This is a genomic window from Corynebacterium sp. USCH3, assembly GCF_037619475.1.
In the GTDB taxonomy this organism is placed as follows: Bacteria; Actinomycetota; Actinomycetes; order Mycobacteriales; family Mycobacteriaceae; genus Corynebacterium.
In genome coordinates, this window is record NZ_JAQPZT010000004.1 from 406,947 (window position 1) to 414,141 (window position 7,195).

Here is a 7,195-nt window from a genome sequence, read left to right on the forward strand (position 1 = left end):
TTTTCCACGTGATCCGCACCATGATGAAGTCCAAGATCCATCGGGCGACCGTCACCCAGGCCGACCTGCACTACGTCGGCTCCTGCACCATCGACGCCGACCTGATGGAGGCCGCCGACCTGCTCGAGGGTGAGCAGATCGACGTCGTCGACATCGACAACGGCGCCCGGCTGACCACCTACGCCATCACCGGCGAGCGCGGTACCGGCATGATCTCGATCAACGGCGCCGCCGCGCACCTGGTCCACCCCGGTGATCTGGTGATCATCATCGCCTATGGTCAGTACACCGCCGAGGAACTCAAGGACTACAACCCCCGGGTCGTCTTCGTCGACGACGCCAACGAGCAGGTCACCCTGAGCGACGATCCGGCGGACGTGCCGGTCGGCTCCGGGCTGATGAACCCGCGGTACCCGGCGTAGGGTGTCCACGCCGGGGGTGTACGGCTGGGACAGCCACGTGGGGGTGTTTCTGGCCGCCGGCACCGCCCTGGCGTAGCTGCCCCGGCGTCGGGGAGGGGCGCAGGAAAAGCCGCCGGAACGGCAACCGGCTGAAAATGTGACGGAGATCAATCTTCTGCGGTCCAGCGAGGCGTATACGCCGTTCCGCACATGGTAAATGCACCCTGACCTGCGTCCGGACGATTCTTTTATGGGGCATCTCAGATGTACCTTTGGCCCCGTGCGGGCCTACCGTGGGGCGTATGCACCTCACGAAGTTCACTGACCTGGGGCTCCGGTCGCTGATGATCCTCGGTGACACCGGGGTAGCCGGCGCGGCCGACCCGGCGCAGCGGCGCACCATCGGCGAGCTCGCCGTCCAGACCGCGGCACCGGCGTCACACGTGAAGAAGGTCGTCGCCACGCTGACCGGCGCAGGGATCCTCGGATCAGTCCGGGGACGCAGTGGTGGGGTGTACCTGGCGGACGGTGCCCGGACCGTGGACGTGGGCTCGCTCCTGCGTGATCTGGAGGGGCGCCACGAGGTGGTGGACTGTGAGGGCGACACCCCCTGTCCCCTGGCCCGTCGCGACTGCTCACTCCGCCATCTGCTCGCCGAGGCGCAGGCGAACTTCTTCTCGACCTTCGACGGCACCACGGTGGGCGACCTCATCGACCGTAACGACGCCGCGCAAGCTGCGGGGCCGGTGAGCGTCGGACTGCCGACACTGCCCGCGCCGCCCACACAGCAACCACAACACTGACGAGCACTGACGAGCACTGACGAGTAAGGAAGCATGATGTCCACCACCGCCACCCCGGTATTGTCCGATTCCGTCCGGTCCAGCCACCTCACCTCCGAGCATGAGGCGACCGTGAAAGCCACACTGCCGGTCATCGGGGCACACATCACCGAGATCACACCGGTCTTCTACAACCGGATGTTCGCGGAGCACCCTGAGCTGATCCGGGACACCTTCAACCGCGGGAACCAGCGATCAGGAGGCCAGCAGAAGGCGCTGGCGGCGTCGGTGGCGACCTTCGCCTCGATGCTCGTCGACCCGACGGCACCGGACCCGGTGGCGATGTTGTCACGGATCGCGCACAAGCACGTCTCTCTCGGGATCACCGCCGACCAGTACCAGATCGTGCATGATCACCTGTTCGCCGCCATCGTCGAGGTCCTCGGTGAGGTGGTTACCCCGGAGGTCGCCGACGCCTGGAACGAGGTCTACCGGCTGATGGCCGAGACGCTCATCGGTGCGGAGTCGGAGTTGTACCGTGCGGCCGGGGTGGAACCGGGTGATGTTTTTCGCGACGCTGTCCTGAGGGACCGTCGTGACCTTTCGGACACGGTCACCGAGTTCACGTTCGCCGCCCCCGACGAGTTCGTCCACGCACGTGCAGGCCAGTACGTGTCGATCGGCGTGGTGTTGTCCGACGGTGCACGCCAGCTCCGTCAGTATTCTCTGGTCGACTGGGACTCTGAGGGGTTCAGCGTCGCCGTCCAGCGCGACGGGGAGGTGTCTGCGGCGTTGCTGGACGGTCTCACCGTCGGTGACCGGGTGGATGCCACCCTGCCCGCCGGCGACCTGGTGCTTGACGAGGGGGTCGTCGCCGGTGAGACTCCGGTGGTGCTGGTCAGTTCGGGTATCGGGTCGACACCGATGACGGGGATGCTCTCGTCGCTGGTCGCCGCGGGGGCGTCTCCGACGGTGACCGTCATCCATGCCGACGAGACTGCGGCGTCCTACGCCCAGCTCGATGTGACGGAGGGCTACCTCGCGGCTCTGCGCGATGCTGGCGCGACGGTGCACGCTGTGACGTCCTACCGTGGGGAGGGGGAGACGGTGGACCTCACCGCGCTCGCCGCAGACTCCGTGGTCCCGGTGGGAGCTGCCTGGTACTTGTGCGGGGGCAACGGGTTCCTGCAGGATATCCGGGCGCAACTCGAGGCCGGGGCTACGGTTCTCCGCCCTGCCGCGGTGCATGTCGAGCTCTTCAGCCCGAACGACTGGCTGCTGGGGGAGTAGTCGGGGAGTAGTCTCTGTCGGTATGACCGATCCTGCCGCGCCGTTGAGCTGGCCGTTGCCGTCCGCCGACATCGTGGGGGAGTTCGGTGACGGGGTGTTGCGCCTGCGCGCACCGGTCAACAGTGATCTGCCGGGCCTGGTGACGTCTAGCCGGCACGCTGACTCGCGACGGTTCACCCACCTCGAGGAGGACTACTCCCGTGGCGACGCCGAGGCGTTTCTGCGCACGATGGCGCGATCGCCGGTGGCGATGCTGTGGATCGTCGACGACCCGGACGCGCCGGGACAGTTCGGGGGAACATTCGAGGTACGTCTGGTCAGCCGCGAGGCGCGGTGCGTGGAGCTCGGCTACACCACCGCGCCTCACCTCAGGGGGCGTGGTCTGATGACGGCGGTGGTGCGCACGGTCACCGAGTTCCTCTTCGACTACCGGGTGCACCGGGTGCAGATCAGGGCGAACCCGGAGAACGTGGCGTCCTGTGCGGTGGCGCGTCACGCCGGTTTCATCCACGAGGGGACCGCCCGCGACGCCGAGATCCTGCGGGGGAGGTTCAACGACCTGGACACCTTCGCCAGGCTCGTCACCGACGAGTGAGAGCCTGGGCGGTCAGTGCCACGGTGCGGTCGGGGTCGGCGGTGAACGTCGTCAGTGCCGCGCCGGCAGGCCCGTCGGGACGTCCGACGGAGAGTTCGGCGAGAGCCTGGACGGTACGCAGGCGGGCGTCCGGGGACGCTGCCTGACCGGCAGAGGTCAGTCGGGTCACGACGGCTTTCTCCGCGGAAGGGTTCCGGTGACACAGACGGGCCAGGGCGTCGGCGGCGTCGACGTCGTGGTCACCGTCGATGACCATGGCCACCAGTCGGGCAGTGAGATCGGCCGGTCCCTCCGGGAGTTCCACGCCGGTCACCCGGTGGGCGAGGGACAGGACGGCGCGGGAGCGGACGGCCTGTTCCTCGTCGTCGGACAGGGTCGTCAGGGCGGCCGTGGCGGTGTGCCCGGTGATGGTGCCGAGGGCTTCGGCGATCCGGAGGCGCGTCGCTGCGTCTGCGGAGGCCATGCGGGCCGTCAGGGCGGGGACGGCGTCTTCCCCGGCCTGTGTCAGTGACCAGCGCAGCGTGCCGGCGACGTTCGGATCGGTCTCGTCCAGGTAGGACGCGACGAGCGCTGCCGTCGCCCGGCCGGGTGGTGTGCGCAGGGCGGCGGTCTGCCGCTCGGCAGGGTACGGCGACCGTAGCGCGGCGAGCAACGAGGTGACGGCCAGGACGTCGTCCCAACTGTCCGGCACGGTGCCGGCGCGGTCGCGGAGCGAGTCCAGCTGACCGAGGAGTGCCTGTTCGGCCCGGATGCGCCCGCGGGTCTCCTCGCGTAACCGGTCGAGCACGGCGGCGACGTCCAGGCCCGGGTCGTCGAGTGCGGCGCGGACGTCGGCGATGCCCATGCCCAGGGAGCGGAGGGACTCGACCTTCATCAGCCGGGTGAGGTCACCACGGGAGTACTCCCGGTACCCGGCGCCGGTGCGGTGCGACGGTGAGACCAGGCCCCGGGAGTCGTAGTGGCGCAGCATCCGGACGCTGATCCCTGACCTGCGCGACACCTCTCCGATGAGCATGTTCTCCGATCCTAATCTGTGCCGTTGCTCCGGGTGGCGACTGCGTACTCGGCGGCGTCGAAACCGTAGTCGGGGTCGTCGAGGAGGATCAGGGTGGCCGCTGCGTGGGCACGCGAAGCGGAGGCGGTGTCGGCGCTGCCTTCCGTGGTCTCGAGTGTCGGTCGGCCGGCCTCCGCGAGCCGGAGGTACGCCCGGGAGAGGCTGCGCCGCAGTTCCCGGGGGCCTCGACCGAGTTGCCCGCTGAGACGGGTCGCGAGGCGCTGTTCGTCGTGGCGTGGCACGAGGCCGACAGCGGTTCGCCAGGCGGTACGGGCGACCTCGTCGTCGGCGTCGCTGAGCAGCTCATCGGTGATGTGCGGGTACGCGGAGCGGTCTCCGATCTTGGAGAGAGTGTGCAGGGCCTGCGAGCGTGCCTGCGGAGTGGGCGAGCGTAACTCGCCGAGTAGCGGTGGCAGGGTGAGCGACGCAGGGTACCGGGTGAGCGCCCAGGTCAGCATGTCGCGGACGAAGAAATCCGGTTCCACCGCACACCGGGCGAGCAACGCGTGGACGGTCGTGGTGTCCGTCGGGTCAGGGGTGGTGCCTGCGTCCAGTGCGGCGCGGAGGCGGGTGGAGGGGTCTGTGCTGGTGAGGTTCATGACCACAGTGCACACCCTGACACTGTGTCAGGGTCAACCGTGAAAATAAACAGACAGCTCGGTCTGTCGATGTGTTAGGCTCAGGACCACGATCAAGAAGCTCATCACGTGGTCGCAGTGCTCCTTCCGGGAGGCGGCGGCCACCCGGACCCCGGCCGGAGCGGATGACTGGCAACCGTGTCGCGGACACCGGTGCCCCCGGAGGACGATCGGCCCCGTCACGCACCGATGACGTGACGGGGAAACGCGAACACCAGGAGCATCATGCGCCATCCGCAATGCCGACTGTTTCACCCGGGACACCAGGTCCACCACATCCAGGCACGGAAAGTCGCCGAGGTTCTTCACCCGGCGTCAGGAGACCTCGAACGCTTCACTCCGGTGGTGCTCACCGATCTCGGGGGAGGATGGTTCGAGGCCGATATCGACGGGGAGACCAGACTCGGCTGGAACCACAGCCTGGACGAGGTCGCCGCATTCTCCCGCGACTCCATCCTGGGAGAGGTGCTCGTCATCCCTGAATACTCTGCTCTGGTGTGCGTACGGGGGCAGTTCGACTCCGTCGCGTCGCAGCGACGGTTGCTGTACCCGGCCTGGGGGCGGAGACAGGAGTGTGTCCCGGCGAACGCCGTGATCTGACGGGACACTGCCGGGGACGCTGCCTCCAGGCAGGGTCAGCGACCGTCCTCGCCCCGGTCCTCGTCGGCGTCCCCGTCGGCGGTCTCGCCGGTGACTTCTGCGGTGACCTGCTCCCCGAGATCGTCGGTGTCGGCGTCGGAGGCTTCCAGTTCATCGGAGAGTTCGGACTCGTCCTCGCTGCCGAAGTCCTCGCCGTCGTCCTCGCGGCGCTCGGTGAGGTCACGGATGGTGTCGCGGTGACCGCTCTCCTCGGTGAGGCGCTTGCGGGCGTAGAGCCACCAGCCGACCAGCAGGGCCACCATCGCCATGCCCAGGTAGCCGAGAACCGGGTAGACGTAGGTCATCAGGGTGTCGAAGCCGACGAAGCTCACCGCGTACCCCGCGGCGCACAGTCCCAGGAACACCGGCGTGTACCAGGCGGGACGCGAGGACGTCACCCGCTTTCCCAGGGCGTAGAACATGCCGATGGCGGTGTTGTAGATCATCGCGAAGATGATGAACACCATCACGTAGGCCATGGCCGGATGCATGGAGTCGAACAGGGTCAGCATCGGGACGTCGTCGCCGGCGACCGTCTCGATGTTCGCCAGCAGAGTGAACACCGCGAGCGCGAGCAGGACGGTGTAGATGATGCCGCCGAGCAGGCCGCCCCGGCCGGCTGCACGCATGTTGGCATGGTTGCCGCCGATGACCAGTGACATCGACACGCCGAGCAGGAGCGCCAGCCCGTTGTAGTTCACCGCGGACAGCCACCAGGGGCTCACCGGCGACTCCTCCTGGACCGCCAGGTCGCTGACCTCACTGAAGCTGTCCGGGAGATTGAACAGGGTGTAGACGAAGCCGATGACCACGGCGATGATCAGCAGCGGCGTCAGACCGCCGATGATGTCGCTGACCTTGTCGACGTTCAGCAGACCGGTGACCATCACCAGGACGGTCATGATCAGCGAGCCGATCCAGGTCGGCAGGCCGAACTGCTGCTCCAGGTTGGACCCGGCACCGGCGAGCATCACGAAGCCGATGCAGAACAGGGTGACGGTGACCACGATGTCGAGCGTCCACGACACGACCGGGTGGGTGATACTGCGGAAGACGGCCTTGTGCTCGTCAGCCAGGAAGTAACTGCCGAGCTGCAGGATGACCGCACCGGCGATCGCCATGACCACACCGGCGAGGGCCGCCCCCCACAGTCCGCTGATCCCGAACGAGGCGAAGTACTGGATGACCTCGAGCCCGGTGGCGAACCCGGCACCGACGAGGAGCCCGAGAAATGCCATCGATATCTTGAGTTGTTCCTTCACCGGTCCGGCTCCTCCTGTGTCGTCCTGTGTCGTCATGTCGGCGTCTGCCGGTAGACTGCTGGACTGTACCGCAAAACCACGGCCTGCGCCGGGCATCGCCCCCGGCCCCTGTTGCTTCCGCCCTGCGTACGCTAGGGTGACGTGCCATATGTGGATAGGAACCCTTGAACTCGACGTTCTCCTCGGAGACGTCCATTCCCTCAAACAGAAACGCTCCGTGGTCCGGCCGGTGATCGCGGAAGTCCAGCGGAAGTTCGGCATCTCGGTGGCGGAGGTCGACCACCGTGACCTTCACCGTCGGACGGGGATCGGTGCCTCGGCGGTCAGCGGAGACCGGGAGCACGTCGTGGAGATCCTGGAGGCGGTGGAGCGGCTCGTGGCCTCCCGCCCGGAGATCCAGGTGTTGTCGGCGAAGCTGCGCTACCTGTCGTCGGAGGATCTCTGACACGGGAGGACGCCCACCCCTGACGGAATAAGTCTGTCGCCGGGTCGATGCGGAGGGGGACGTTCTTACGCGCCATGGAGACCACCGGT

Annotated in this window: 9 protein-coding genes; 6 read left to right on the forward strand and 3 right to left on the reverse strand. The window is 67.5% G+C overall.

Annotated features, from left to right (window positions below):
- The first annotated feature begins 8 nt into the window (after positions 1-8).
- The 4 genes from panD to PQI66_RS11030 all read left to right on the forward strand — a co-directional run bounded on the left by panD (position 9) and on the right by PQI66_RS11030 (position 3,068).
- Positions 9-422, forward strand: a complete 414-nt coding sequence (panD, locus tag PQI66_RS11015) for an aspartate 1-decarboxylase (protein WP_339998276.1) — start codon at positions 9-11, stop codon at positions 420-422.
- Positions 423-703: 281 nt separating this feature from the next.
- Positions 704-1,204 carry an RrF2 family transcriptional regulator gene (locus PQI66_RS11020; RefSeq protein ID WP_339998278.1) on the forward strand — a complete coding sequence of 167 codons (501 nt, stop codon included), beginning with the start codon at positions 704-706 and terminating at the stop codon, positions 1,202-1,204.
- A 36-nt stretch (positions 1,205-1,240) separates the two neighbouring features.
- Positions 1,241-2,473 carry a globin domain-containing protein gene (locus PQI66_RS11025; protein WP_339998307.1) on the forward strand — a complete coding sequence of 411 codons (1,233 nt, stop codon included), beginning with the start codon at positions 1,241-1,243 and terminating at the stop codon, positions 2,471-2,473.
- Positions 2,474-2,495: 22 nt separating this feature from the next.
- Positions 2,496-3,068, forward strand: a complete 573-nt coding sequence (locus tag PQI66_RS11030) for a GNAT family N-acetyltransferase (protein ID WP_339998280.1) — start codon at positions 2,496-2,498, stop codon at positions 3,066-3,068.
- Here the strand turns inward: PQI66_RS11030 and PQI66_RS11035 are convergent.
- Together PQI66_RS11035 and PQI66_RS11040 are read right to left on the reverse strand one after the other, a co-directional pair.
- Positions 3,055-4,083 (reverse strand): MerR family transcriptional regulator, encoded by a 1,029-nt coding sequence (locus PQI66_RS11035; protein ID WP_339998282.1) that lies wholly within the window; start codon positions 4,081-4,083, stop codon positions 3,055-3,057. The two genes, PQI66_RS11030 and PQI66_RS11035, sit on opposite strands and share 14 nt — an antisense overlap.
- 11 nt (positions 4,084-4,094) lie before the next feature.
- Positions 4,095-4,721: a HEAT repeat domain-containing protein gene (locus PQI66_RS11040; RefSeq protein ID WP_339998284.1), complete on the reverse strand. Its 627-nt coding sequence runs from the start codon at positions 4,719-4,721 to the stop codon at positions 4,095-4,097.
- Positions 4,722-4,985: 264 nt separating this feature from the next.
- Here PQI66_RS11040 and PQI66_RS11045 point away from each other — a divergent pair, with 264 nt between their 5' ends.
- Positions 4,986-5,360 carry a hypothetical protein gene (locus PQI66_RS11045; RefSeq protein WP_339998286.1) on the forward strand — a complete coding sequence of 125 codons (375 nt, stop codon included), beginning with the start codon at positions 4,986-4,988 and terminating at the stop codon, positions 5,358-5,360.
- Positions 5,361-5,395: 35 nt separating this feature from the next.
- Here the strand turns inward: PQI66_RS11045 and PQI66_RS11050 are convergent, their stop codons facing one another.
- Positions 5,396-6,661: a YkvI family membrane protein gene (locus tag PQI66_RS11050; protein ID WP_339998288.1), complete on the reverse strand. Its 1,266-nt coding sequence runs from the start codon at positions 6,659-6,661 to the stop codon at positions 5,396-5,398.
- A 148-nt stretch (positions 6,662-6,809) separates the two neighbouring features.
- On the opposite strand from PQI66_RS11050, the gene PQI66_RS11055 reads away from it, so the two are divergent.
- On the forward strand, positions 6,810-7,106 hold the full coding sequence (locus PQI66_RS11055) for a DUF503 domain-containing protein (protein WP_339998290.1): 297 nt from the start codon (positions 6,810-6,812) through the stop codon (positions 7,104-7,106).
- Positions 7,107-7,195 lie beyond the last annotated feature (89 nt).